The organism is Uruburuella suis (genome assembly GCF_022870845.1).
Taxonomy (GTDB): Bacteria; Pseudomonadota; Gammaproteobacteria; order Burkholderiales; family Neisseriaceae; genus Neisseria; species Neisseria suis.
Genome location: NZ_CP091507.1, coordinates 118,258 through 143,249, shown reverse-complemented (window position 1 = coordinate 143,249; position 24,992 = coordinate 118,258). Strand labels below are relative to the sequence as shown.

Here is a 24,992-nt window from a genome sequence, read left to right as displayed (position 1 = left end):
CCAATCAAACAAAATAACTGCACAGGCCGTCTGAAAGGTTTCAGACGGCCTTTTTGATTATTAATCAAAACGAATGGAATATTTCACCTCGCCGCCCCACGATTCGGAGCCGACGCGGGCAATGGCCTGCACGGCGCGGGTGAGCTGATACATCAATTTCACCGACTGGCTGGCGCTCTCGATGCCGTATTCATAGCCCAAATACAATTCATTGGTGAGCTGTTTGCCCACGGTGAGCACCTGCTCGGCCGGATTAAGCTCGCCCGTTTGGGCATTGCGCGTGCGCTGGCTGGTGAAGCCGAAATCATCCACCAGGCCGATTTTATCGTTGATGTTGCCGGCCAGCCACGCCCCTGCTGCCGCACCCAGCGCGGCTTCATCGCTGTCGCTGCCGCTGCTGGCGCGGTTGAGAATCAGCCACGAAAGCTTGTCTTTCTCGCTCATCGGCTCGTTGGCCACCAAAGTCACGCGCGGATTATTGAGGCTGCCGAGCACTTCCACACCCGCCCCCACCGGCGAGAGCCGCCGCTCGGCGCGGATATTCAGATTGGGATCGGAGAGCGGCCCCACAAACGAAATATTGCCTTTGCTGATTTCCAGATTTTGGCCGTAGGCCTTGTATTGGCCTTTCACCACCGTAACCGTACCCACGCCTTGCACTTCCTGGCCGGGCTTGGCCACCAAATTGAGCCGGCCGCCCAACGTCACATCCAGCCCCGAGCCGCTGAAGCGCACATTATTGTTGAGATCCAGCATTAAATTCATATTCACAGGCGTGGTGGCCACCGGCGCTTTGGGCGCTTCGCCCAATACCACCACATCATCGCCCAGCGTGGGCATGCCGCCTTTTTGAAAGCCGAAATGGCCGGAATCGGCTTTGATGGTGCCGCCCAATGTCACACCGTTGGCTTCGGTGTAGAGCAGCTGCGCTTCGCCGCTGAGCACCAAGCGGCGGTTGGGCTGGTCGAGCGCCTGATATTTATCGAGCACCATGCGCACATTCACATCGGGCTCGATGTTGCGCAAGCCCACCGCGCCGCTGAGCTGCACCGTGCCGCCGCGTTGGAAGCGCAGGCTCTCGATCAGCCAACGCTGCCCTTGCAGGCGCGAGCGCAAGCTGCCGTTGTCGAGCACAAGGCCGATTTCGCGGTTGCGGTAAAACAGATTGTCGCCGTTGAGCGTGCCGTCAAACGAAGGTTCGCCCACGCGCCCGCCAATCGCCGCTTCGCCCAGCAGGCTGCCGCGCAGGCTTTGTCCGATGGGCAGGAAATTGCGAAAAGCATCCAGATTGGGCGCGCTGATGCGCAATCGGCCGCTGATGGGCGCGAGCATAATGTCGTTGCCGAATTGCTGGCTGATCACGAGGTTGCCGCCCACCGTGCCATAACCGGTCACGCCCTCGAGCGTGCTATCGATGCGGCCGTTTTGAAAGCGGGTGTTGAGCGAGAGCGCGCCCAAGCCCAGCATCTGCTTGCGGTAGGGCAGCTCAATGTCACCGCTTTGGCGGCGGATATTGAAATAGCCGCGTGCGTTTTGGCTGTAGGATAAATCCCAATCGCCGCTGAGCACCAAATTATGCTGCACCGGCAGCGTGTAGAAATTGTGCAGCTCCGACACCGCCAGATTTTGCGCCGAGCCTTTGGTGGTGATGCCGTTTTTCGCATCCCAAATAAATTGCTCCAAATTCAGGCTGCCGCCCATGGCCGACCAGCGCGCAGCACTCATCACCACGCGCTCGGCACCGGCTTCGAGATTCATGCGGTTTTGCAGCTTGAGGTTGAATGCGCCGCTGATGTCGAGCACGCTGAGCACACCCTTCCATTGGTTTTGCTCGTTGAGGCCGCCGTTGGCATCGATTTCCAGCTTGTAAGGCTTGCCGCCCAGCGCCATGCTGCCGCCGCCGTTAATCCGATGGCTGCGCCCGGTGCCTTTGGCAAACAGATTCACCGCATCCACCACCGTCGGCTCGCTGCTGCCGGGTATTACGATGCGGTTGCCCTTCAGCTCGATATCGAGCGGCCGGCTGTAATCGGGCGAGCCTTGCAGCTTGAAATCGAGCTGGTTGATGGCCACGGCTTTTTGTATGCGCACATTGCGCGCCTGCCCGCTCAAATTGGCTTCGATTTTGCTCGGCTCGCCGGCCACATAGCCTTTGGCCACAATCAGGCCGCTCAAGCCGAAGCCGAAGCGCTCGAGGTCGGGTGCGTTGATGTCGAGATTGAGGCGGTCGCCCGCCTTGCCGAAGCTGCCGTTGGTTTTGATGCTGTTGCGGCCGAGCAAGATATCGGCCACGGCTCGGGAAAGATGTGCCTGCTCATACACTACATCGGCGCTGCCGCGCAGCGGCACGCCTGAGAGCACGCTGGGGCCGAACTGCATTTTGCCGCTGAAAATATTGTTGGCCAGCTCGCCCGCCACATTGATGTCGCCGTTGACACGGCCGTCGGGAAAGGCGGGATTAAGCTTGCCCGGGTTGAAATCTTTACTGTTGATGGCCAGCTGCAGCGCCTGGTTTTTAAACAACTCCAAGCGGCCTTCGGCATTCATTTCGCCGCCGCCGTTGGGCAGAATTTGCGCTTTTTTCAGCAACACGGTTTGCTGGCCGAGCGCGGTGTCGTTTTGCAGCTGCACCAGGCCGCTGCTTTTCGCTGTGCCGGTGTCGAATTGCCACGCGGTTTCGGGGGCATCAAAGCCGCCTTTCACGGTGATTTCGCCGTTGAGGCTGCCGCTGAGGTTTTGTTTGAGCGCATCGGCGGCCACAATATCTTGCAGCAGCAGCGCCAAATCGAGCGCCTGCTTATCGGTGTTGATGCTGCCGGAGAGCTTGAGCTGCCCTTTTTTCAGCAATTGCGCGGTGAGGTCTGAAATGGTTATCAAGCCATCGTCGTTTACCGTGAATTCGCCCAGCAAGGTGCGCACCGGCATGCCGCCTGCATCGGCGGGCGCCGCGGCGCTGTTGAGCAAATCGATCGAGCCTTCCAGCGCCAAGCCTTCTGCGAATGCCGGCACCACGGTGGCGTCAAAATCCAGCTTGGCTTCGGGCAGGCCGGCGATAAAGGCTTGCGGGTTGATGCCGTCGCCCTTGATTTGGATATGGTCGATTTTTTCATTCAGTTTTTCAGCAAACGGGTGCAGCATGGTTTCTGCATTGAGGCTGATGCCTTTGCCGGAAAGATGGGTGCGCGCGCCCACATCTTGCAAGCTGCCGCTCAAACGCACATGGTTTTCCACGCTGATGTCGTCGAGCACACCGGTGCTGTCGAAAGCACCGTTGAGCGCAAACGGCGTTTGCAGGCCGAGCGTGATGCGGCCGGCCGACACGCTCCAAGGCGTTTGCAGGTCTTGCACATTCAATAAGTGCTGTTGATGGTTATATTGATAAGCCAGCTGAATGCGGCGCAGCAGCAGGGTTTGCTCTTTGCCGCTGGTGATGCGCCCCACCTCCACGCTGTCGACAGCCACAGCCAAAGGCAGGCTCACGCTCTTGGGCAGCCCGCTTGAAGGCGTGGGCTCTTGCGGCGGCACGGGCTTGCTGGTGATGTGGACGTCGCCGGCGGCAATGCGCTGGATATGCAGCTTTTTCTGCCACAATTCTTGCGGTTGCCAGCGCAGCACAAAGCTGCTGATGTCCACATCGGCACCTTCGGTTTCGATGCGCCATTCATCGCCGTGAAAGCCTTTGAGTAAGGTGCCTTGCAGCGTTTTCGAGGTGATGTTTACGCCAAACCAAGCGGGCAGGCGATAGAGGCCGAAGCGCAAGCCCGATTCGGTGGATGCGAGCCAAGCCACGAAACCGCACAGCAGCAGCACTGCCAGCACCAGCGCCCATACGATGCCTTTGAGCCAGCGGCGTTTGGCGGGCTTTTTTTCAGGCGGCTTGCCGGCATGCTCTACAGCGTTTTCAGACGGCATCGGGGCAATATCGGTTGTTTGCATCATTAAAATCGGGTTCCCAGGCTGATGTGCCAGCGCAGTTTTTTATCTTGATGGCCGTAAGCCACGTCAAACGAGAAAGGCGCCACCGGGCTGAACCAGCGCACGCCCACGCCGGTGCCGTGTTTGAGCGTCATTTCTTTGAAATTGTCGGCCGCATCGCCCATATCGTGGAACACGGCGGCAGAGAAGCTTTTGGTAACCGGATATTGGTATTCCAAGCTGGCCACGGCCAACGCACGCTCGGGCAGCACCGAATTATTGGGCCCCTCAAGGCCGATACTGTCGAGCTCGTAGCCGCGCACCGATGTGGCGCCGCCGGTGCGAAATTGCAGGGTAGAGGGCACATCTTTATCTTCTTTGGCATACACATAGCCCAATTGGCCGCGCACGATAAAGGTGCCGATTTTTTTGTTTTCCGGGGTGAAATAATAGCCGGCGCGGCCGGTTGCCCGCGCCACTTGGGTGGATGAAAGCAAAGTGCCCAAGGTGCTGCCGATTTTGCCGTCGAGATAATAGCCGTTTTCGGGGCGCAGCAGCGTTTCGATATTTTGGCGCTTCCACGAAGCGGTGAGCATGGTGGCGTGGCTGCGGCCGAGATCATAATCGGTGTCGGGCACGCGGCGGCTTTCGGTGATGTATTCGAGGCCGAGGCGCGATTCGATGCCGTCCCGGTCGCGCACATGCCACACACCGCTGCTCAAGGCATTTTTTTCCAGATTTTGGGTGGTGGAGCGGGTGTAGGACACATTGGAGGTCCAATAATGGCCGTGATTGTCGCGCGGCTGGCTGATACCGGCGGCCACCGTGGTTTCATATTTATCACCATCCACCACCACCGAGCCGATGTAGCCGCGGTTGAAGAGATTATAATAATCATAGCCCACGCGCCCACCCGGGCCGTATTCCGAATCATAGCGCAAGCCCACTTCCAGCTTTTGCCGTTTCATTTCCGACACCGCCACTTTTACCGGCACACGGTCACCCTGCATATTTTCAAAATCGGCCTGCACCGATGCACCGGAATAATGGCCGTCCTGCTCCAGCGCCTGCTGGTAATCGAGCAGCTTATCCAAATCATAAGGAGAACCGGGAGAAAATCGCGCCAGCCCGCGCGCCACACTCACCGGATAACGCTGTGTGCCGCTGATGTCGATATCGCCGAAATACACCGGCTGGCGGCTTTCCACCGTCACGCTCAAGTCGGCCGTGTTTTGCGTCGGATTGATGGTGGCCTGGCTGTGGGAAAGCGTGGCGAGCGGGTATTTTTTGCGGGTAACTGCCGAGAGCACGGCGGTTTTGCTGCTGCTCCAATCGCTTTGGTTAAACGCATCGCCCACAGGCAAAGACCAATTATTCAAAGCATTTTTATAATAGGCCGACAAATCTTCGTCTTGCAGAATATCGCCCAAAATCGCCACGCCCACATTTTCAATTTTGGTTTGCGGGCCGGGCGCCACCGCCACCACATAGCCTTCACCCGCGGGCGACACGGTAACGCGGCCATTGAAATAGCCTTTGGTGCGCAACATAGTTTGCACGTTATCAGGCGCATCTTCGGCCAAAAAACCCACCTGCTCGCGATCAAGCACTTCTTGCTGCTGCTGGGTGATCAGCGGCAGGTATTCTTGCAGCATGGCCTTGACTTCGCTGTTGTCGGTACGGATTTCCACCGGATATTTCAGCGGCAGGTTGCCGCCTTCTTCCTGCGTTTGCGCGGCCTTATCTTCAGCGGCAGCACGGCTGCCCGAGGGCACATAATCGGCCGCCTTCGGCTGCTCGAAGGCAGGCTCATCGGCAAACGCTTGTGCACAGGCAAGCGCCAGCGTGGTCATCATCAGGGTGGCGGTGTGTTTGTTCATATGAATAAAAAAAGGCAATACGGCGTCGGCTCGGCAACAGGCATAAACGGCGATTCTAACATCATTTTCAGCGCGTTGCAGAAGCCCTCAGGCCGTCTGAACGCATCAGCGCAAATTGGCGGCTAGGTGAAGCTGCTGCGGGCGCGGCGGCCAATTTTTTCAACAAAATATCCGGCCACTGCATAAGACATTCAAAACCTGCGCCGGTGCACGAAAAAATAAAAGTTGCTGTTTATTCCAAAAAACATGCCAAATAATAACATATTCGTTTAATAATATTTATTTTTATGGCTGTTTGTTCTATTTTCAAAAACAACACCCCAAAGCAGGTATTTTATTTTAGAATATTAGCCTTTCTTAACATTATTTAAAGGAATCATCATGGCAAGCGGAAATCCGATTCTCCATATGATGAACCGTGTGAGCCTGGTCAAACAAATCGTCATCGGCTTGGTGCTCGGCATCGCGCTGGCGTGGCTCTCGCCGCAAGCGGGTATGGCCGTGGGGCTCTTGGGCAACCTGTTTGTGGGTGCGCTTAAAGCCGTGGCGCCGGTGTTGGTGTTTGTGCTGGTGATGAGTGCGATTGCGCAGCATCAAAAAGGCAACGAAGCTTATGTGAAGCCGATTATCGTGCTTTATATCATCGGCACTTTTCTGGCCGCGCTCTCGGCCGTGATTGCCAGCTTTATGTTTCCCACCAACATTATTCTCGTGCCCACCGGTGGCATCGACGTTACCCCGCCCTCGGGCATTGTGGAAGTGTTGAAAACGCTGCTGATGAATCTGGTGGCCAACCCGGTAAACGCCATTGCCAATGCCAACTACATCGGCATTCTGGCTTGGGCGCTGGTGCTGGGCGCGGCTTTGCGCCATGCCTCGGAAGGCACCCGCACCCTGATTGCCGATATGGCCGATGCCGTGTCGACCGTGGTGAAATGGGTAATCCGCTTTGCACCTTTGGGCATTTTCGGCCTAGTGGCTTCCACCATTGCCGAAACCGGCTTCGGCGCGCTGGTGAGCTATGCCAAGCTGATTACCGTACTGGTGGGCTGCATGTTGTTTATCGCGCTGGTGGTCAACCCCATCATCGTGTGGTGGAAAATCCGCAGCAATCCTTATCCGCTGGTGTTTACCTGCCTGCGTGAAAGCGGCGTCACCGCCTTTTTCACCCGCAGCTCCGCCGCCAATATTCCGGTGAATATGGCGCTGGCCAAAAAGCTCAACCTGCATGAAGACACTTATTCCATCTCAATTCCGCTGGGCGCCACCATCAATATGGCCGGCGCAGCCATCACCATCACCGTGCTGGCGCTGGCAGCCGCCCACACCGAGGGCATCACGGTGGATTTCTGGACCGCCATTTTGCTCAGCCTCGTGGCCACCGTCAGCGCCTGCGGCGCATCCGGCGTGGCCGGCGGCTCGCTGCTGCTGATTCCCTTGGCGTGCAGCCTGTTCGGCATTTCCAACGATGTGGCCATGCAGGTGGTGGCCGTGGGCTTTATCATCGGCGTGGTGCAAGATTCTTGCGAAACTGCGCTCAATTCCTCAACCGATGTGCTCTTCACCGCCGCAGCGGATATCGGCCGCCAACGCAGCAACGGCAGCTTGTAAGCGGTTTGAAATAACAAAAGGCCGTCTGAAAGATTTCTTTCAGACGGCCTTTTGTTTGTGCGGCTTCAGCAGATAATTCTTTTCAAAAAATCCGGCGGTTTGCAGCCGATAAAAACCGAGTGGCCAATCTCAAAAAGATTGGCCGCTCGGTAGGTTTGGTGGGTCGTGAAGGATTCGAACCTTCGACCAACGGATTAAAAGTCCGCTGCTCTACCAGCTGAGCTAACGACCCGAAGACGTGCATAATATAGAACTGCTTTTTTACTGTCAACCTTTTTTTGATGATTTGATAAAAATAAAGCGAGAGGCCGTCTGAAAGGTTTCAGACGGCCTCTCGCTTTAAAGGTTAAACACAAGAATCATCAAGCCGCATCCGCATCAAAGCCGCTGTGGCGCAGCAAGGCATCGATTTTCGGCTCGCGGCCTCTGAAAGCCTTAAACGATTCCATCGCGCTGCGCGAGCCGCCCACGGCCAACACCTCTTGCCAGAAGCGTTTGCCGGTGGCTTTCACATCATCGCTTTCTTCAAAAGCGGCATAAGCATCGGCGCTGAGCACTTCTGCCCATGAATAGCTGTAATAGCCCGCCGAATAGCCACCGGCAAAGATATGGCCGAAGCTCAGCGCAAAGCGGTTATACGCCGGCGGCTGCACCACCGACACTTCGCGGCGCACGGCTTCGAGCACTTGCGGCCATTCATTCAGACGGCCTTCTTCGCTCTGGCTGTAGATCTGCATATCGAAAAGCGCAAATTCCATTTGCCGCACCATAAACATGCCGCGCTGGAAATTTTTCGCCGCCACCATTTTGTCGAACAATGCGCGCGGCAGCGGGGCGCCGTTTTCTTCGTGTGCCGACATTTCGGCCAACACATCGTATTCCCACACAAAGTTTTCCATAAACTGGCTGGGCAATTCCACCGCATCCCATTCCACGCCGTTGATGCCGCTCACGCCCAATTCGTCCACCTGCGTGAGCAAATGGTGCAGGCCGTGGCCGGTTTCGTGAAAGAGGGTGATGATTTCATCGTGGGAAAGGCGCGCTTCTTTGCCGCCCACGGGCGGGGTGAAATTGCACACCAAATAAGCCACCGGCGTTTGCATTTGGCCGATTTTATCACCCTCGGTAAAGCGGCGGCGGCCGCGGTAATCGTTCATCCAGGCGCCGCCGCGCTTGCCCTCGCGCGCATAGAGATCCAAATACACGCCGCCGATGATGCTGCCGCCTTTTTCCAGCTCGAAATAGCGCACATCAGGGTGCCACACCGGCACGCGTTTTTCCATCAGGTTCACACCATAAAGGCGATGAATCTGCGCAAACAGGCCGCCGAGCACTTTATTCACCGGAAAATATTTTTTCACTTCGGTTTCGCTGAAGGCATATTTGGCCTGACGCAGCTTTTCGCCGGCATAGGCCACATCCCAAGCCTGCAAATCAGCCAAGCCCAAAGAGTCGCGGGCAAAAGCCTGCAATTCAGCCAAATCTTTTTCGGCAAAAGGCTTGGCGCGGCGGGCCAAATCGTGCAGAAAAGCCAGCACTTGCTCGGGCGAATCGGCCATTTTGGTGGCCAGCGACAATTCGGCAAAATTGCGGTAGCCCAGCAATTGCGCCTCGCGCAAAGCCACTTCCAGGCGGCGGTTGATGTTGGCGGTGTTGTCGAATTTGCCCTCATCGCTCAATTCACTGGCGCGGGTCACATAAGCGTGATAAAGCTTTTCGCGCAATTCGCGCTTATCGGCATATTGCATCACGGCGATATAGTGCGGCATTTGCAGGCCGATTTTATAGCCGCTTTTGCCCTCGGCCGCGGCGGCAGCGGCAAACATCGCTAAGGCTTCTTCGGTAAGGCCGGCCAATTCGTCCGCATCATCAAAATAAAGCGCAAACGCATCGGTGGCATCGAGCACATTTTGTGAAAACTGCGCCGCCAATTGCGCGCCCTCGGTTTGCAGCGCCGCAAATTCGGCCTGCGCTTCGGGTGGCAATTCCGCACCGCTCAACACAAAATCGCGCAAATCGTGTTGCAGCTTGGTTTGTTGCGCCGCATCGAGCTTATCGAACGCTGCGCTGTTTTTAATCGCCTTAAAGCGCTCGTAAAGCGCCATATCTTGGCCGATTTCGGTGAAAAACACCGTGACCTCGGGCATCAATTCGTTATACACCGCGCGCAAGGGCGGCGTGTCGGCCACCGAATTCAAATGCGCCACCACGCCCCAAATGCGCCCCACGCGCTCGGTGATGTCGGTGAGCTGCTCCACCGTGTTGCCCCAAGTGATGTCGGCCTGCGCCTTCACCCCGGCAATCGCATCGCGCGCCTCGGCAATCGCCGCCTGCATGGCGGGCTTGATGTCGGCGGTGGTGATTTCATCGTAACGCGGCTCATCGGCCAGATTCAACAATACATTGCTCATAAAGTTTCCTTGTGGGTGTGTTTCAGACGGCCTTTGGTGCGGCAGGCCGTCTGAAAAGAATGATGCGGTTGATTATAGGGGCAAACGGGGAAATATAAAGATGAGGCCGTCTGAAACATTTTGTTTCAGACGGCCTTTCTATGACAACCATCGAATTAATTCATCACAAAAGTAGAAAACGCCGCAAAGTTTATCGGTAAAAGCTGCTTACATCGCGCCGAGCGTTGCTTTCACAGCAGCAAAACGCAGGCGTACATAATCGGCCGACACCGCACCCTGCTCATCACGCGGCAGATATTGTTCGGCTGCAATAGCGGCTTCATTCAACACTTGCGTCTGCAAAGCCGGCGTCAATCCGGCCGGCAGCATCGGCTCGGCAAAAGTGGCCAACCAGCCCGCCACACCGCAGGGCAGAGGTGTGGGCCGGGCAAACAGCATGATTTTCTGTACGGCAAACCCGTTTTCCATCAACAAGGCTGCATAAGTGTCGGCATCGGGAAAATACCAGCATGGCTGCGCCTGCAAACCGTGAGCGCTCAATGCTTGCTGCAAGGCCGTCTGAATCGCGGCAATATTGCCGCTGCCGCCCATTTCCGCCACAAAGCGCCCGCCCGGCTTCAACGCTTTAGCCACCCCTTGCACCACCGCTTGTGCATCGGTCATCCAATGCAGCGCGGCATTGGAAAACACGGCATCAAATTCATGCTCAAACGCCAGTTGCTGCCCATCGCCCTGCACGGCATGGATGCCCAAACGCTGCGCCGCAGCCACCAAATCGGCGCTGCCGTCCAAGCCGAGCACTTGGGCGCCGGAGGCGGCGATTTTTTGCGTGAGCACGCCGTCGCCACAGCCCAAATCCAATATTCGCTCTCCTTTGTCAGCTTGCAGCCAATCGAGCAGCGATACGCCATAATCGGCAACAAAACGGGCATTGTCGGCATAAGTTTGCGCCTGCCAGTGCTGGCTGGGCGTGTTTGTTTGGCTCATCGGTTTCTCCACCGCTATTCATTAATGGCCGCAGTATAAAGCAGTATAAAATAGTTTCAGACGGCCTTTAGCCCGATTGGGTCACATGCGCACATCAGAAGGCAAAAAACCGAACTGCTGCTTGAATGCCGCTGCAAAATGGCCGCCGGATTGATAGCCGCAAGCAGCGGTAATATCGCCTATCGGAGTTTGGCTGCCAAGCCAGCAGCGCCTGAATATCGGCATGCATAAGTTCATCGGCAGATGCCAACCGCTGCCAGATTTCCCGCCCTCCTGCGATGGCTGCCGGTGAAACACAAACGGCTGCGCTTGCCTTCGTAGCGTGTTTTTTTGTTTCAGACGGCCTAAATAACATGCACGCATCGATATCCGCCTGATCCAGCAACAGCAATTCGGCCGCATAAATCTGCCCGCGCCCAGCCTGCTGCACAATCTGCCAGCTGCTGCGCTGCTCGAAGCAAAACAGCTCACCGCAGCCAATCGCTTCCTCATGCGCCGCCAGCGGCAGAATTTTCTTTCCCGCCACAATCCGCCACACCACACTTTGGCATCATGATTGGCGAATAAGGCGAGGCCTTTTTCCCTTTTCGTGCCATACGCGGGTGAGACTGTCTTGTTGTCCGATGCGGCTTTCGTCTTGAAACCAAATGTCGACTTGTTCGGGCTTGATGTGTTCGGGCAATACGGCTTTTACTTCGTCAACAAAGTTTTTTTAAAAGCGTCTTGCGCTTCCGGGTCTGCCTGTGGATGGCGGCTGCGGGCGGTTATCCAGCTCATGCCGATACGGTGCAATAAAGGATACAGGCTGCTGCTGTGTTTGTAGTGGGCATTCAATTCTTGAGCGGCGATGGTATGGATGTCTTCGGCCGTGAGCCTGCCGCCTTCGCGCTTTTCTTGCGCTTCGATGATACGTTGTTTGAAGGCTTGATGGTCTTCCGGCTTTAGTTTGCTGCTGCGGCCTGGGCGCTGTTTGTCGTAAATGGCCTGTTCAATGCCGAATTCCCAATATTTGCGCCGCAATATGTGCATGGTAAGGGGATTCAATCCGAACTGTGGGGCGATTTCTTCGGGTGCTTGGCCTTGTTGCAGTTGGTGCAGTATAAACAAGCGTGTCCGAGCCCGGGGGTGGGGTTCGGTTTTGGCGAGTTTGATAAAATCATGCTCGGTGAGTGGGTGGTTTTTTGGGGCCAGTTTAGGCATGGGACGGTTATAGCTTATTTATTTTTATTGGTATCAGACGGCCAGAGCTTTTTGCAACAAGCCTTTCTGATGTGGAAGGCGGCATAACCGCCCTCATGCCTTGCACCGCACAACACAGGCCGTCTGAAAACTTAATATTCAGACGGCCTGCGTGGTTTGCCTGCATAAAGCGCTTTATTCGGAATGGCTGTTTAAGAAGCCGCCGCTTTGGTGCGCCCACAATTTGGCGTAAAGGCCGTGTTTGGCCAGCAGCTCTTCGTGGCTGCCCTGCTCCACAATGCGCCCTTTGTCGAGCACAATCAGCCTGTCCATAGCGGCGATGGTGGAGAGGCGGTGGGCGATGGCGATCACGGTTTTGTTTTCCATCAGCGCATCAAGGCTTTCCTGAATAGCGGCTTCCACTTCGGAATCGAGCGCGCTGGTGGCTTCATCAAGCAGCAGAATCGGCGCGTCTTTCAGCATCACGCGGGCAATGGCGATGCGCTGGCGCTGGCCGCCGGAAAGCTTCACACCGCGCTCGCCCACGTGCGCATCGTAGCCGCGCCGGCCTTTGGCATCGGAAAGATTGGGAATAAACTCAGCCGCTTCGGCCTGCTCGGCGGCGCGATACATATCTTCATCGCCGGCATCAGGGCGGCCATAGAGAATATTGTCGCGCACGGAGCGGTGCAGCAGCGAAGTGTCTTGCGTGACCAAGCCGATTTGCTTGCGCAGGCTCTCTTGGGTAACGTTGCGGATATTTTGGCCGTCAATGCTGATGCTGCCGCTGTTGGTTTCATAAAAGCGCAGCAGCAGGTTCACAATGGTGGATTTGCCCGCGCCCGAGCGGCCGATCAAGCCCACTTTTTCGCCGGGGCGGATGGTGAGGTTGAAGCCGTTGAGCAGGGGCTTGCCCGCTTCGTAAGAGAAATCGACGTGATCAAAATGGATTTCGCCGTGGCGCACCACCAGCGGGCGGGCATCGGGCAAATCCACAATGGTGTGCGGCTTGGAGAGCGTGTTCATGCCGTCTTGCACGGTGCCGATGTTTTCAAACAGGCGCGCCGATTCCCACATAATCCATTGCGACATGCTGTTGAGCCGCAAAGCCATGGCGGTGGCGGTGGCCACTGCGCCCACGCCCACCTGGCCTTGGCTCCACAGCCACAAGCCCAGCGCGGCGGTGCCCACGGTGAGCGACACGTTGAGCACATAGCTGGCCGAATCGAGCCCCGTGGCCAGGCGCATCTGCGCATGCACGGTTTGCATAAATTCGCGCATCGAGGCTTTGGCATAAGCGGCTTCGCGCGAGCCGTGGGAAAAAAGCTTCACGGTGGTGATGTTGGAATAAGCATCGGTGATGCGGCCGGTCATCAGGCTGCGGGCATCGGCTTGGCGCTGCGCGGTTTTGGCCAAGCGCGGAATCATCGCGCGCATCATGCCCACAAACAACACCAACCACAGCACAAACGGCAGCAGCAGCCAGCCGTCGAGCGCCACCAGAATCACGCCCGAAGTGATCAAATACACCGCCACATACACCAGCATATCGGTGCACGTCATCACCGTGTCGCGCACGGCCAGCGCGGTTTGCATCACTTTGGCCGACACGCGCCCGGCAAATTCGTCTTGATAAAAGCCCAGGCTCTGGCCGAGCATCAAGCGGTGGAAATTCCAGCGCAGCCGCATGGGAAACACGCCTTGCAGGGTTTGCAGGCGCACGTTGGAAGCCACAAACGCCCACACAATGCTCAGCAGCATCACCACCGCCATCAGCGTGAGCATGCCGCCTTTTTCCGCCCACAATTGGGCGGGCGTGTATTTGCCCAGCCAATCCACAAGCTGCCCCATATATTGAAACAGCACCGCCGATAAAATGCCCAAGCCGGCCGATAAAATCGTCAAGCCCAAAAGCCAGCCGTGCAGGCCGTTGAGGTTGGACCAGATAAACGACACCACATTTTTGCCTTCGGGCGTTTGCGGCACGTCGTCGGGATAAGGATCGATGCGGGTTTCAAACCAGTTGAAAATCTTGCTGAACATATTGATAAAGCTTTCGTTTGTGAAGCAGCCGGTGCTTCAAAGATTGTTTTTATGGTCGGTTGGTGCGTATGCGTTCAGACGGCCTTCATTTATCATCAGGCCGTCTGAAAACATAATACAGGCGGTAATATATAACCAAACAAATTAATTTTGGGGGCTGCCCGGCAAACCTATCGGCTTGCTTCAGACGACTTTAAACAGTGATTGTTTTCTATTCAAACAAGAAAAAATGTTTGAACCTAAACAACTTTTCATACCCATTCAAAAAAGTAAGCCAACAAGGCGGAAGCCTGCGACTATAGAGATAGTATGGCAAGGCGAGACAACGAAGTGAGGTTATTTTTTGGATTGGTATCAGACGGCCTGTAACCAAATCCCCTCTCTCTCAACTAAATGTCGGATTCGAGAATCCGATCTACGCATTGGATACGGGGATGAAGGCCGCCAAGCGCGGGTTGGGTTCAATGGCAGCTTCAGAGCAATGATGAAATTTATCGGCCATCGTTTGCAGCGCAGATACGGCTTTATTTCAGCAGATTTTTCAACGCCAACCGCACGCCCTCGCCCACTTCGGTGCCCACAGGCAGATTTTTCACCGCCGCTCTGGCTTCGCGCTCGTTGTAGCCCAAGGCCAAAAGCGTGCTGACGATATCGTCGGTTTCATCGGCCGCCGGCGCAGGCACCAGCAGGCCGCCATCTGCAGCGGGGGTGAGCTTGCCGCGCAATTCCAGCACCATGCGCTCGGCGGTTTTCTTGCCGATGCCAGGCGCAGAAGAGAGGCGGCCCACATCTTCTTGCGCCACCGCCTGTGCCAGCTCGCCGGCGCTCATGGCGCTCAAAATGCCCAGCGCCGTTTTGGCACCGATGCCGCTCACTTTCACCAGCTGGCGAAACGTGGCGCGCTCTTGCGCCGAGCCGAAGCCGAACAATAAATGCGCATCTTCGCGCACCACCAATTGGGTGAAAAGCTGCACAGGCTCGCCCAAAGGCGGCAGGGTGTAGAAAGTCTGCATCGACACATCCACTTCGTAGCCCACGCCGCCCACATCAATCACGATTTGCGGCGGCTGCTTTTCCACCAGTTTGCCATTTAATCTGCCGATCATTTTTCACGCCTGCTTTGTGTGTTTTCAAGCCGAAAGTATAGCATAGGCGCATGCAAAAAATTTCAGACGGCCTGCATCACACAGGCCGTCTGAAAAGAAGCGGCGGCGCTTAAATGGCGGTTTGCACCTGGCGCTTGGCGCTGTCGGCATGGTCTTGCTGGGCAAATGGCCCCATGCGCACCACATATTGGTTGTTTTGCTTCACCATCACCACTTTTTGCGCGCTCTGGGCGCTGTTCAGGTGGCGGCTGGTTTGGCTCAGATAGCTTTTGGCTTCGGCTTCGCTGCCGAAGCTTTTCAGGTTCACATAAATATTGCGGCCACTGCCTGCATTGGCGGCGAGGGTTTCACCGCTGCCCGGCAATACTTGCTCAACGCGCACATTGGCGGTGCCCTGATTGATAAAGCCCAGCTTGCCCGCTGCGGCTTTGGATAAATCCATCACGCGGCTGCTGTGGAAGGGGCCGCGGTCGTTGATGCGCACCACCACGCTTTTGCCGTTGGCCAGGTTGGTTACTTTGGCATAGCTGGGAATGGGCAGGGTTTTGTGGGCGGCGGTCATCATATTCATGTCGTAGCGCTCGCCGCTGGAGGTTTTGCGGCCGTGGAATTTGTTGCCATACCATGAAGCCTTGCCTGTTTGGGAGAACTCAGCCACTTTTCTCATCGGATAATAGCGCTTGCCCGCCACCTGATAGCTCATATTGGCCGAACGGTGCAGCTTTTCGGCTTTCACCACCGCATCGGGCAGTGCATTGCTGCTCACGGTGCGCACGGCAGGCCGGGCTGAGGGGGCAGATTCAGCGGCAGCGGGGCTGATAAGCGCGCTGCCGATGGCGATGGCGGTAAATGCGCCGACGAAAAAAATATTTTTGGCTTTAGTCAAAACAGGTTCCAATTCTTGAGTCAAACACGCAGCGCCTTGATTTTTCATGTATTCAAGACGAAATTCATATTAAATTACAAGCGGCTTTATATGCCGCCTGAAAAATCCTGCTGCCGCCAGGCTTCGAAAAGCATCACGGCCACAGTGTTGGAAAGATTCATGCTTCTGCTGCCCGGCTGCATCGGCAGGCGCAGCTTTTGCGCCGATGGCAAACCATCGAGAATCTCAGCCGGCAGACCTCGGGTTTCGGGGCCGAATAAAAACACATCGCCCGGCACAAACGCCGCCTTGTCGGGGCGCGCGCTGCCTTTGGTGGTGAGCGCAAAAATGCGCCGGCCGGCCAAAGCAGCCAGGCAATCGCTGAAATTTTCATGCACCTGCACCGCCGCAAATTCGTGATAATCAAGGCCGGCGCGCTTCATTTTGCTCGAATCGAGCGGAAAACCCAGCGGCTTGACCAAATGCAAATCGGCGCCGGTGTTGGCGCAGAGGCGGATGATATTGCCCGTGTTCGGAGGAATTTCGGGCTGGTACAAAACAACAGTAAACATATAAATCAGTCACTTAATCTAGGGCACTATGCCCGAAGCAGGCAGGTGCGTCAAAAAATTTTCATTTGCGCGCGGGCGAGCGTCCAGCAAAAAATGCGCCCAGCCCCCGCCCTTTTTAGCACGCGGGCCAATTCATTTAATGTTGCGCCTGTGGTCACAACATCGTCGATTAACAACAGGTTACAGTTCTTAACCAAGCCGCTTTGCACGGCAAACGCATGGCGCACATTGCGTTGGCGCTCATCGCTTTTGAGCGTGCTTTGCGGTGCGTGATGCCGTCTGAACACGGTATCACGCGGCAACAGCGGCCAGCCGTAATGCTGCGCCAGCCGCGCTGCAAGCTCATCGGCCTGATTGAAGCCGCGGTAGAGCCGCCGCGCTTTGCTCAAGGGCATGGCCAACGCCGCGCCGATTTCGGCATCGGCCAGCCACGGCGGCGGGTGGGCACGCATGATTTCCACCAGCGGCTCGCGCATGCTCAAATCGGCTAAATGCTTGAAGGCATGCAGCATGCTGCTGGCCGGCGGTTCATAATACACGGAAGCCCACAGCCGCTCAAACGGCGGCGGCTTTTGCTGGCAGCGCCCGCACACCGCGCCGAGGGTGCTTATGCCGGCGCATTGCGGGCACATATGCGCCGCATCGGTGCGCACGCTTTGCAAATCGGCGGCGCAAGCGGCGCACAGCCCGCAGCCGGCGGCCGAATCGTGGCATAATACACACCGTTTTGAGCTGGCGCTTTGCCGCCACCAAGAAAGCATTCCCATGCAAAATCCTGCCAAAAATGTTTATCTGATTCACGGCTGGGCCGCCAACCACCATATTTTCGACGACCTGGTTCCGCGCCTGCCCGCCGATTGGCGCATACACACGCCCGATTTGCCCGGCCACGGCGCAGCACCTTTTGGCGGCACATTCGACGTGGCGGCCGCCGCCGATACGCTGGCGGCGCAAATCGATGAGCCGGCCTGCATTTTAGGCTGGTCGCTCGGCGGCCAAGTGGCGCTTTATCTGGCCGCACGCCACCCCAAAAAAGTGCGCGCGCTCTGCCTCACCGCCAGCTTTGCCCGTTTTCAGGCCGCGCCCGATTATCCCGAAGGGCTGAGCAACCCGGCGCTGGCAAAAATGGTGGCCTTGTTCGGCCAAGATTACCACAAATATATGAAACAGTTTCTACAGTTGCAATTTTTATACGCCAAAGACCAACAACCGATTCTGGAAAAAATATTGCCCGATATTGTGAAGCACGGCGCACCCGCCGCGCTGCAAGCCGCGCTCGATGCCGTGGCCGCTGCCGATGCGCGCGCTTTTCTGCCCCAAATCGCCGCACCGGCGCTGCTGATATTCGGCGGCAAAGACAGCATCACGCCGCCGCGCATGGGCGAATATCTGCACCGCCATTTGCCGCACAGCGAGCTGCACATTATCGAGAAAGCTGCCCACGCGCCTTTTCTCACCCATGCAGCGCAATTTGCCGCTTGGCTGGCTGATTTTTTCAACCGTTGTTGATGTGGCTTTCAGACGGCCTGTTTGTATTAAGCTTAAGCGGCAGGCCGTCTGAAAACCGATTTATTTTTTACAGACAAAGCGTGAACCAATGAACACACCCGAGCGCTGGCAAATCCATCACCACTTAGCCCAAAACGCCGATGAGCGCCTGCAAATCCTCACGCGCACGCCCGAGCGCATCACACTCATCGGCGCCGATGCCGACATCAGCCGCAGCCTGCTGGCCGCACGCTATCCGCAAGCCGCGTTTGCCGAATACGACCCGCGCGCCGACTTTCTCGCCGCTGCCGCCGCTGCGCGCAAAAGCGGCTTGTGGCAAAAGCTCACCGGCAAAATCGTGCCGCAGCATCAGCAAAGCTTGGCCGAGCCGCTACCCGAAGCCGCTGCCGATATGCTGTGGGCCAATTTGAGCCTGATCACCGCCGACGATTTGCCGGCTGTGTTTGACAACTGGGCGCGCCACCTCAAAACCGACGGTTTGCTGTTTTTCACCCATTTCGGCATCGACAGCCTGCAAGATTTAATCGGCCGCTTAAATGCCGAGGGCATCGACTGCCGCGCACCCACCTTGATTGATATGCACGATTTGGGCGATATGCTTTTCCACCACGGCTTTTACGACCCGGTGATGGACACCGCCAAGCTCTCGCTGAGCTATCGCGCCGCCGCAACCTTTTGGCAAGACATGGAAACCTTAGGCTTGTGGCAGGCGCTGCAATTGAGCGACGAAGCCGCCGCCCGCACCGTGATCAACCAAATGTGGCAAAGCGGCAAACCTGTGGAAATCACGTTGGAAACCATACACGGCCATGCGGTGAAAAAGCTGCTGCTGCCCGAGGGCGAAAGCGCGGTGCAGTTTTTTCCGCGGCGCGGTTGATGGCGGGTTGTGCAAAAGCGCAGGCGTGATTTAAGTATCAATCTTGTGCGCATGCGTTTGCGGCAAGTTTGGAAAAAGGCCGTCTGAAACCTATGTTTCAGACGGCCTTCGTTGATATACATCGTTTCACGGCGAATCCGGCCGGCGGTTTGCTTCTGCGGCAGCAGGCAAAAGCTGCATCACGAGCTTATCCAAATCGGGCAGATAAGCGCCCGATTGCTCGCTGTTGAGCAGCACCACAATGGCCAGCGGGTGTTGCGGCGCTTCGGGCAGCCAATAGCCGGCCAGCGCGCGCACGTTTTTGAGCGTGCCGGTTTTCAGGCGCAAGGGGCTGCCGATGTTTTGGAAACGCTTTTTCAGTGTGCCGTCGTTGCCGGCAATCGGCAGGCTGTCGGTAAAGGCCGTCTGAAACGGGCTGCGGCGGGCGGCGGCCAGCATTTCGCCGAGAAAACGTGCACTCACGCGCTCGCGCCGCGACAAACCCGAGCCGTTTTCCAACACCAGCGTTTCATCATCCAGCTCGGCCGAGCGCAGCGCGCGCCGCACGGCGGCTTCGGCGTTTTGCGTGCCCTTGCGCCCGCGCGCAGCCTGCTCGCCCAAAGCCAGATACACGCTGCGGGCAATCACATTGTTAGACTCTTTATTCATGTCGGCCAACACAGCCGCCAAGGGCTTGGATTGGTTGGCCGCCAAGGTGGCCGCTTGCGCCGGTGCGCGGCCTGCGCCTGCGCCATCGGCAATTTCGCCGCCGGATGCGCGCCAATGGTTGATAAAGCTGCGGGCGGCAAAATCGGGCGCATCGAGCATGTTGACAAACATTTCCTGCCCCAAGCAGCTCTCGGGCAGCCGCCCGCGAAACGACAGCACGCCGTCGGCATATTTCGCCGCCACATAAGGCTTCAGCGAGGGGCAGGCCGCCGCGCCGGCATAGGCGCTGAGCCGGTTTTCCTGAGCCACATCGGGCAGCGGCGGGTTGAGCGCCATCACCACTTCGCCATCAGCATTGCGCTCGGGCCGGGCCCACACCACTTTATAGGCCAGCATATGCGGGCTGGGCGGCGTGGCAAAAGCCTCGCCGGCATCGTCGCCAAAGCCCTCGGCGCTGCCCGAATCCGGCCACACGCTGCTATCGAGCACCAGCCGGCCGCTGATTTTGCGTATGCCCTGATCGCGCAATTGCTGCTGCATATCGAGCAAATCGTTTTGATCCAGCACCGGGTTGCCGCTGCCCACCCAATAAATGTCGCCGGCCAGCGTGTGGCCGCTCACCGGCGCGGCGGATTTCCATTGCGTGAGCCAGCGGTAATCGTCGCCCAGCGTGCGCAAAGCGGCAAAAGTGGTAACGAGTTTCATCACCGAAGCCGGATTCATCGCGGCATCGGCGCGGTGCGACACCAGCACCTGCCCGCTTTGCATATCCTGCACATACACCGCCACTTCATCGGCGCGCATGCGGCCGAAATCCAGCGCAAAAGCGGCCTGGGCGCACAACAACACACAGCACAACATGACTCGGCGCAACATGATTCAATTCCATCGGAATAATAAAAACCGGATTATAAAATACATCAGGCCGTCTGAAAGGCTTTTGCCGGTTTTTTCAGACGGCCTGTGTCTTTAATAAGATGTTGAATACCGAAACGTGTTTGCAAGGCAGAAAACACAGCAAGGTTTGGCCGCCTTGCGCGCATTTCCAACGCAGACGGCTCCAACGCAGACGGCGCGTTTTTACGCCAACACTTGCCGCAAAATGAAAGGCGGACAAACCCCGGGCCGCCGTTTAGCGTTACAATAGCGCCTTTCCCGCCGCATCTGAACGCCATGTCTGCCAAAATCCAAACCCGCGCCTACAACCCCGACACCTGCCAAAGCCTCATTGCCGCCGGAGCCGACCCGCTGCTGGCGCGCCTGTGTGCCGCACGCGCCGTGGCATCGCCGGCCGAATTGCAAGACAAGCTCGCCGGCCTTTTGCCGCACCAAAGCCTCAAAGGCTGCGCCGAAGCGGCCGCGCGGCTGGCCGATGCGGTGCTGGCGCGGGAAAACATTTTGATTGTGGCCGATTACGATGCCGATGGCGCCACCGCCTGCGCCGTGGGCATGAAAGGCCTGCAAAGTATGGGCGCGGCGGTGGATTTTCTGGTGCCCAACCGCTTCGAGCACGGCTACGGCCTCACACCCGAGCTGGCCGACATGGCGGCGGCGCGCGGTGCGCAAATTTTGCTCACGGTAGACAACGGCATTGCCAGCCTCGCCGGCGTGGCGCGGGCGCAGGCCTTGGGGCTGGAGGTGATTATCACCGACCACCATTTGCCCGCCGACACCGTGCCCGACTGCATTATTGTCAACCCCAACCAAGCCGGCTGCGGCTTTGAGAGCAAAAATCTGGCCGGCGTGGGGGTAATTTTTTATGTGCTGATGGCTTTGCGCGCCGATTTGCGCGCACGCGGCGGCTTTTCAAACGGCTTGGCCGAGCCGAATTTGGGCAGCCTGCTCGATTTGGTGGCGCTGGGCACCGTGGCCGATGTGGTGGCGCTCGATCACAACAACCGCATTTTGGTGTCGCAAGGGCTCAAGCGTATGCGCGCGGGCAATATGCGCCCCGGCATCCGCGCGCTTTTCCAAGTGGCCAAGCGCGATTGGCGCAAAGCGCAGCCTTTCGATATGGGCTTTGCTCTGGGGCCGCGCATCAATGCCGCCGGCCGTCTCGACGATATGTCGGTGGGCATCGCCTGCCTTTTGGCCGAACACGAAGCCGATGCCCTCGCCTTGGCCGAACAGCTCAACCACCTGAATATCGAGCGGCGCGAAATCGAGCAATCAATGTTGCACGACGCGCTGGCCGCTTTTCCCGAACAGCTGGGCGCAACGCAAACCACGCTGGTGGCTTTTCGCGAAGATTTCCACCAAGGCGTGGTGGGCATCGTGGCCAGCCGCCTGAAAGAGCGTTTCTACCGCCCCACCATTGTGTTCGCCCCGGCCGACAATGGCGAAGTGCGCGGCTCCGGCCGCTCCATTCCCGGCCTGCACCTGCGCGATGCGCTCGATTTGGTGGCCAAGCGCCACCCCGGCCTGATTCTCAAATTCGGCGGCCACGCCATGGCCGCGGGCTTGAGCATTATGGCGCAGCAACTCGATGCGTTTCAGACGGCCTTCGAACACACCGTGCGCGAATTGGTGTGCGCCGATGATTTGGCGCAAACCTACCTCACCGACGGCAGCCTGAGCGCCGCCGACATCACCTTGGCGCAAGCCCAGCACCTGGCCATGCAGGTGTGGGGGCAAGGCTTTGCGCCGCCGAGCTTCACCGACGAATTCGCCGTCATCCGCCAGCAGGCCATGGGCGTGAACCACAAAAAAGTGTGGCTGCAAAAAGAAGGGCGCGAATTCGAAGCCATGTTTTGGCGCTGCACCGATGAAATTCCAGCGCGCATCCGCACCGTTTACCGCCCCGTGGCCAACGAATGGCGCAACAATATCGAATTGCAGCTTTATATTGATTATTGGGAAGCCGCTTAGGGTTTGTTCAAACCAAGAGGCCGTCTGAATCTTTTTCAGACGGCCTCTTGGTTTGTGGACATAAAAGATTATAAATCAACAGCAAAACAACGCTGCAAAACCCTCAACGCCGCTTCGGTTTTGGCCGACTGCACCCGGTGCGGCGTCACCGCATAGATGCGCACCGAGGGCAGCGTCCAATCGGGCAGCACCGCGCACAAGCGGCCTTGGGCAATCAGGGCGGCGGTTTCGCCGCTCAACTGCATCGACAAGCCCAAACCGGCTTGGGTGAGCGTGCTCACGGCGGCGAGCTGGCTGCACAACATGCTGCGCTCGATTTCCAGCACATGGCGCTCTTCGCCGCGCAGCAAGATGGCGTGTATCGGCAGATAATGCAGCCATTGTTGTTCGGCCAATTGGTGCGGCGAGTCGATCGGCGCGCGTGCGGCCAGATAAGCGGGGGCGGCCACGATTTGCCAATGCCATGTGGCCAGCGGGCGCGCCACCAAGTCGGGCGCATCCAGCGCGTGGTTGCCGCCGCGCAGGGCGATGTCGATATCGCCTTGCTTTAAATCGGCCAAGCTGTCGCTGAAATAAAGTTGCGGGCGAATGGCGGGATAGTGCTGTTGCAGCTGCTGCAAGGCTACCTGAAACGGCGGCGCGTGTGCCATGCCGGAAGGCAGCGCAATGTTTAAATCGCCAGCGGCTTCGGTTTTCAGATTATCGAGCGCTTGCAAGGTGTCGGCCAGCGTGTGGCGCAGACGCAAACAATATTGCGCCAAGGCCTGCCCCGCATCGGTGGGGGTGAGGCGGCGGGTGGAGCGGTGCAGCAGCTTCACGCCGTGTTGCGCCTCCAGCCGCGAAATATGCTGGCTCACGGCGGAAGGCGTCATGCCCAGCGCAGCAGCGGCGGCGTTCATGCTGCCGTGTTCGAGCACGGCGGCGAAAACCAATAGCGGTTTGATTTCTTGCATTTCAGGTAGCCTTTATTAAGCCAAGCTTAATAATATAAACAGCAAACCACGGATTATCAAGCGCTTCAGACGGCCTTATACTGCACTCCATCTTATATATATACCCATTAAAAAAATAACCTTACAAAATAAAAGCAGTTCGATCGCACCATCCGCGTAGGTCGGATTCTCGAATCCGACGTTTGGCCATCGGCCAAAGCAATGTGCATGCCTTGTTCTGCGAACAAGTGTCGGATTCAAGAATCCGACCTACGGGCTGCCTGTTTGTATATTATTTTTAGAATGGGTATTAATCGAAACACAAACAAGGAGCTTGATATGAAAATCGCTGTGATTGGCGCCACCGGCTATGTGGGCAATGCCGTAGTGAAAGAGCTGGCCGCCCGCGGCCATAAAGTGACCGCATTTGCCCGCAACATCGATAAAGTGTTTGCCGCCGACAATGTAACCGCCGTGGCTGCCGATGTGAACGCCGCCGACTTCGCCGACAAACTGCAAGGCTTCGATGCGGTGGTGAGCGCGTTCAACCCCGGCTGGAACAACCCCAATATCGGCGCCGACTTTGCCAAAGGCGCCGCGGCGATTACCGAAGCCGCCCAAGCCGCTGCCGTGCCTTATTTGCTGGTGGTGGGCGGTGCAGGCAGCCTCTATGTCGCCCCCGGCCTGCAATTAATCGACACGCCCGAGTTTCCGCAAGAAATTTTTGCCGGCGCCAACGCCGCCCGCAATCTGCTCACCGACTTGCGCCCCCGCCGCGATGTAAACTGGGCGTTTATCAGCCCGCCGGCAATGTTTTACGAAGGCAGCCCGTTTGAGCCCAAAGGCAAATACCGCTTCGGCCAAGACGATGTATTAATGAGCGGCGCCGCCCCCGCCGGTATTCATGTGGACGATTTGGCCAAAGCCATTGCCGACGATGCCGAGAAAAAAGCGCATTTATTCCAACGCTTTACCGTGGCTGAAGTATCAGTATAATCAACACAGGCTGCCTGAAATTTTGTTTTCAGACGGCCTCAATCAACCACAACCGGAGCCGATATGAAAAAATTAATGATTGCCGCCGTGACCGCCACCACCGTGCTCACCGCCGCCTGCACCAGCCATGCCGGCCCCCAAACCCGCGCCGCCGTGCAAGCGCAAAGCCAGATTGAGCGCAATAAGGCCGTGGTGCTTGATTTTTACGAACTGGCCTTTAATCAGCACAAGCTGCAAGAAGCGGTCGACAAGCATGTCGGCAGCCAATATATCCAGCACAACCCCAATGTAGGCGATGGCGCGCAGGCGTTTATCAATACCTTTGCCAAAATTCTGCAGGCCAACCCGCAGCGGCGCAGTCAAGTCAAACAAGTGATAGCCGAGGGCGATTTGGTGGCGCTGCATGTGTTCAGCCAAAATAATCCGCAAGACCGCGGCACCGCGCTGGTGGATATTTTCCGCGTCGACAGCAACGGCAAAATCGTGGAACACTGGGATGTGGTGCAAGCCATCCCCGCGCAATCGGCCAATTCAAACAGCATGTTTTAAAGCGGCTTATTTCAGCTGAACAAAGGCCGTCTGAAAGGGTTTCA

At 57.3% G+C, this 24,992-nt stretch carries 19 protein-coding genes and 1 tRNA gene; 6 read left to right on the top strand and 14 right to left on the bottom strand.

The features are described 5' to 3' along the window. Nucleotides 1-60: 60 nt before the first annotated feature. On the bottom strand, nucleotides 61-3,936 hold the full coding sequence (locus tag LVJ78_RS00690) for a translocation/assembly module TamB domain-containing protein (RefSeq protein ID WP_424580113.1): 3,876 nt from the start codon (nucleotides 3,934-3,936) through the stop codon (nucleotides 61-63). A gap of 2 nt (nucleotides 3,937-3,938) precedes the next feature. Then, nucleotides 3,939-5,795, bottom strand: coding sequence for an autotransporter assembly complex protein TamA (locus LVJ78_RS00685; RefSeq protein WP_132953747.1), 1,857 nt, complete (start codon nucleotides 5,793-5,795; stop codon nucleotides 3,939-3,941). Between the two features lie 381 nt (nucleotides 5,796-6,176). Between LVJ78_RS00685 and sstT the strand changes: the two genes are divergently transcribed. Continuing rightward, nucleotides 6,177-7,406 (top strand): serine/threonine transporter SstT, encoded by a 1,230-nt coding sequence (gene sstT / locus LVJ78_RS00680; RefSeq protein ID WP_132953746.1) that lies wholly within the window; start codon nucleotides 6,177-6,179, stop codon nucleotides 7,404-7,406. Between the two features lie 156 nt (nucleotides 7,407-7,562). Here sstT and LVJ78_RS00675 read toward each other — a convergent pair. The 10 genes from LVJ78_RS00675 to LVJ78_RS00630 all read right to left on the bottom strand — a co-directional run bounded on the left by LVJ78_RS00675 (nucleotide 7,563) and on the right by LVJ78_RS00630 (nucleotide 17,336). After that, nucleotides 7,563-7,638: transfer RNA gene (locus LVJ78_RS00675), tRNA-Lys, on the bottom strand. Nucleotides 7,639-7,768: 130 nt separating this feature from the next. Continuing rightward, nucleotides 7,769-9,817: a M3 family metallopeptidase gene (locus LVJ78_RS00670; RefSeq protein WP_132953745.1), complete on the bottom strand. Its 2,049-nt coding sequence runs from the start codon at nucleotides 9,815-9,817 to the stop codon at nucleotides 7,769-7,771. A gap of 207 nt (nucleotides 9,818-10,024) precedes the next feature. After that, on the bottom strand, nucleotides 10,025-10,804 hold the full coding sequence (locus LVJ78_RS00665) for a class I SAM-dependent methyltransferase (protein ID WP_132953744.1): 780 nt from the start codon (nucleotides 10,802-10,804) through the stop codon (nucleotides 10,025-10,027). A 94-nt stretch (nucleotides 10,805-10,898) separates the two neighbouring features. Continuing rightward, a complete protein-coding gene (locus LVJ78_RS00660) occupies nucleotides 10,899-11,342 on the bottom strand; it encodes a hypothetical protein (RefSeq protein WP_132953743.1) in 444 nt (147 codons plus the stop codon). 152 nt (nucleotides 11,343-11,494) lie between these two features. After that, nucleotides 11,495-12,004: a winged helix-turn-helix domain-containing protein gene (locus LVJ78_RS00655; protein ID WP_132953742.1), complete on the bottom strand. Its 510-nt coding sequence runs from the start codon at nucleotides 12,002-12,004 to the stop codon at nucleotides 11,495-11,497. Nucleotides 12,005-12,178: 174 nt separating this feature from the next. After that, nucleotides 12,179-14,026, bottom strand: coding sequence for an ABC transporter ATP-binding protein (locus LVJ78_RS00650; RefSeq protein WP_132953741.1), 1,848 nt, complete (start codon nucleotides 14,024-14,026; stop codon nucleotides 12,179-12,181). 524 nt (nucleotides 14,027-14,550) lie between these two features. Then, nucleotides 14,551-15,132 (bottom strand): Holliday junction branch migration protein RuvA, encoded by a 582-nt coding sequence (ruvA, locus tag LVJ78_RS00645; protein ID WP_132953740.1) that lies wholly within the window; start codon nucleotides 15,130-15,132, stop codon nucleotides 14,551-14,553. Nucleotides 15,133-15,241: 109 nt separating this feature from the next. After that, a complete protein-coding gene (locus tag LVJ78_RS00640; protein WP_243650340.1) occupies nucleotides 15,242-16,018 on the bottom strand; it encodes a septal ring lytic transglycosylase RlpA family protein in 777 nt (258 codons plus the stop codon). An 86-nt stretch (nucleotides 16,019-16,104) separates the two neighbouring features. Next, nucleotides 16,105-16,569, bottom strand: coding sequence for a tRNA (cytidine(34)-2'-O)-methyltransferase (locus LVJ78_RS00635; protein WP_132953738.1), 465 nt, complete (start codon nucleotides 16,567-16,569; stop codon nucleotides 16,105-16,107). Nucleotides 16,570-16,619: 50 nt separating this feature from the next. Next, nucleotides 16,620-17,336 (bottom strand): ComF family protein, encoded by a 717-nt coding sequence (locus LVJ78_RS00630; RefSeq protein ID WP_132953737.1) that lies wholly within the window; start codon nucleotides 17,334-17,336, stop codon nucleotides 16,620-16,622. On the opposite strand from LVJ78_RS00630, the gene bioH reads away from it, so the two are divergent. Continuing rightward, entirely contained in the window at nucleotides 17,335-18,078 is a 744-nt protein-coding gene (bioH, locus tag LVJ78_RS00625) for a pimeloyl-ACP methyl ester esterase BioH (protein WP_132953736.1), read from the top strand. The two genes, LVJ78_RS00630 and bioH, sit on opposite strands and share 2 nt — an antisense overlap. Nucleotides 18,079-18,166: 88 nt before the next feature. After that, the gene (locus LVJ78_RS00620) at nucleotides 18,167-18,955 is read left to right on the top strand and encodes a class I SAM-dependent methyltransferase (protein WP_132953735.1); all 789 of its coding nucleotides are present in this window, start codon (nucleotides 18,167-18,169) and stop codon (nucleotides 18,953-18,955) included. A 126-nt stretch (nucleotides 18,956-19,081) separates the two neighbouring features. Here LVJ78_RS00620 and dacB read toward each other — a convergent pair whose 3' ends face one another. Further along, a complete protein-coding gene (gene dacB, locus LVJ78_RS00615) occupies nucleotides 19,082-20,479 on the bottom strand; it encodes a D-alanyl-D-alanine carboxypeptidase/D-alanyl-D-alanine endopeptidase (RefSeq protein WP_132953734.1) in 1,398 nt (465 codons plus the stop codon). A 297-nt stretch (nucleotides 20,480-20,776) separates the two neighbouring features. Here dacB and recJ point away from each other — a divergent pair, with 297 nt between their 5' ends. Further along, nucleotides 20,777-22,471: a single-stranded-DNA-specific exonuclease RecJ gene (gene recJ / locus LVJ78_RS00610; RefSeq protein ID WP_132953733.1), complete on the top strand. Its 1,695-nt coding sequence runs from the start codon at nucleotides 20,777-20,779 to the stop codon at nucleotides 22,469-22,471. 68 nt (nucleotides 22,472-22,539) lie between these two features. Here recJ and LVJ78_RS00605 read toward each other — a convergent pair whose 3' ends face one another. Next, complete coding sequence (locus LVJ78_RS00605; RefSeq protein WP_132953732.1) at nucleotides 22,540-23,424, bottom strand: LysR family transcriptional regulator; 885 nt, start codon at nucleotides 23,422-23,424, stop codon at nucleotides 22,540-22,542. A gap of 318 nt (nucleotides 23,425-23,742) precedes the next feature. On the opposite strand from LVJ78_RS00605, the gene LVJ78_RS00600 reads away from it, so the two are divergent. Further along, entirely contained in the window at nucleotides 23,743-24,399 is a 657-nt protein-coding gene (locus LVJ78_RS00600) for an NAD(P)-dependent oxidoreductase (protein WP_132953731.1), read from the top strand. 63 nt (nucleotides 24,400-24,462) lie between these two features. Continuing rightward, a complete protein-coding gene (locus LVJ78_RS00595; RefSeq protein ID WP_132953730.1) occupies nucleotides 24,463-24,948 on the top strand; it encodes a nuclear transport factor 2 family protein in 486 nt (161 codons plus the stop codon). Nucleotides 24,949-24,992: the final 44 nt, after the last annotated feature.

Bases quoted from the DNA above. Each gene is read 5' to 3' on its own strand.
- LVJ78_RS00620 (WP_132953735.1), top strand. From the start codon at position 18,167: ATGAACACACCCGAGCGCTGGCAAATCCATCACCACTTAGCCCAAAAC.
- sstT (WP_132953746.1), top strand. From the start codon at position 6,177: ATGGCAAGCGGAAATCCGATTCTCCATATGATGAACCGTGTGAGCCTG.
- LVJ78_RS00670 (WP_132953745.1), bottom strand. From the start codon at position 9,817: ATGAGCAATGTATTGTTGAATCTGGCCGATGAGCCGCGTTACGATGAA.
- LVJ78_RS00605 (WP_132953732.1), bottom strand. From the start codon at position 23,424: ATGCAAGAAATCAAACCGCTATTGGTTTTCGCCGCCGTGCTCGAACAC.
- LVJ78_RS00655 (WP_132953742.1), bottom strand. From the start codon at position 12,004: ATGCCTAAACTGGCCCCAAAAAACCACCCACTCACCGAGCATGATTTT.
- LVJ78_RS00690 (WP_424580113.1), bottom strand. From the start codon at position 3,936: ATGCAAACAACCGATATTGCCCCGATGCCGTCTGAAAACGCTGTAGAG.
- LVJ78_RS00685 (WP_132953747.1), bottom strand. From the start codon at position 5,795: ATGAACAAACACACCGCCACCCTGATGATGACCACGCTGGCGCTTGCC.
- bioH (WP_132953736.1), top strand. From the start codon at position 17,335: ATGCAAAATCCTGCCAAAAATGTTTATCTGATTCACGGCTGGGCCGCC.
- ruvA (WP_132953740.1), bottom strand. From the start codon at position 15,132: ATGATCGGCAGATTAAATGGCAAACTGGTGGAAAAGCAGCCGCCGCAA.
- LVJ78_RS00630 (WP_132953737.1), bottom strand. From the start codon at position 17,336: ATGGGAATGCTTTCTTGGTGGCGGCAAAGCGCCAGCTCAAAACGGTGT.
- LVJ78_RS00650 (WP_132953741.1), bottom strand. From the start codon at position 14,026: ATGTTCAGCAAGATTTTCAACTGGTTTGAAACCCGCATCGATCCTTAT.
- LVJ78_RS00635 (WP_132953738.1), bottom strand. From the start codon at position 16,569: ATGTTTACTGTTGTTTTGTACCAGCCCGAAATTCCTCCGAACACGGGC.
- dacB (WP_132953734.1), bottom strand. From the start codon at position 20,479: ATGTTGCGCCGAGTCATGTTGTGCTGTGTGTTGTTGTGCGCCCAGGCC.
- LVJ78_RS00595 (WP_132953730.1), top strand. From the start codon at position 24,463: ATGAAAAAATTAATGATTGCCGCCGTGACCGCCACCACCGTGCTCACC.
- LVJ78_RS00665 (WP_132953744.1), bottom strand. From the start codon at position 10,804: ATGAGCCAAACAAACACGCCCAGCCAGCACTGGCAGGCGCAAACTTAT.
- LVJ78_RS00600 (WP_132953731.1), top strand. From the start codon at position 23,743: ATGAAAATCGCTGTGATTGGCGCCACCGGCTATGTGGGCAATGCCGTA.
- recJ (WP_132953733.1), top strand. From the start codon at position 20,777: ATGTCTGCCAAAATCCAAACCCGCGCCTACAACCCCGACACCTGCCAA.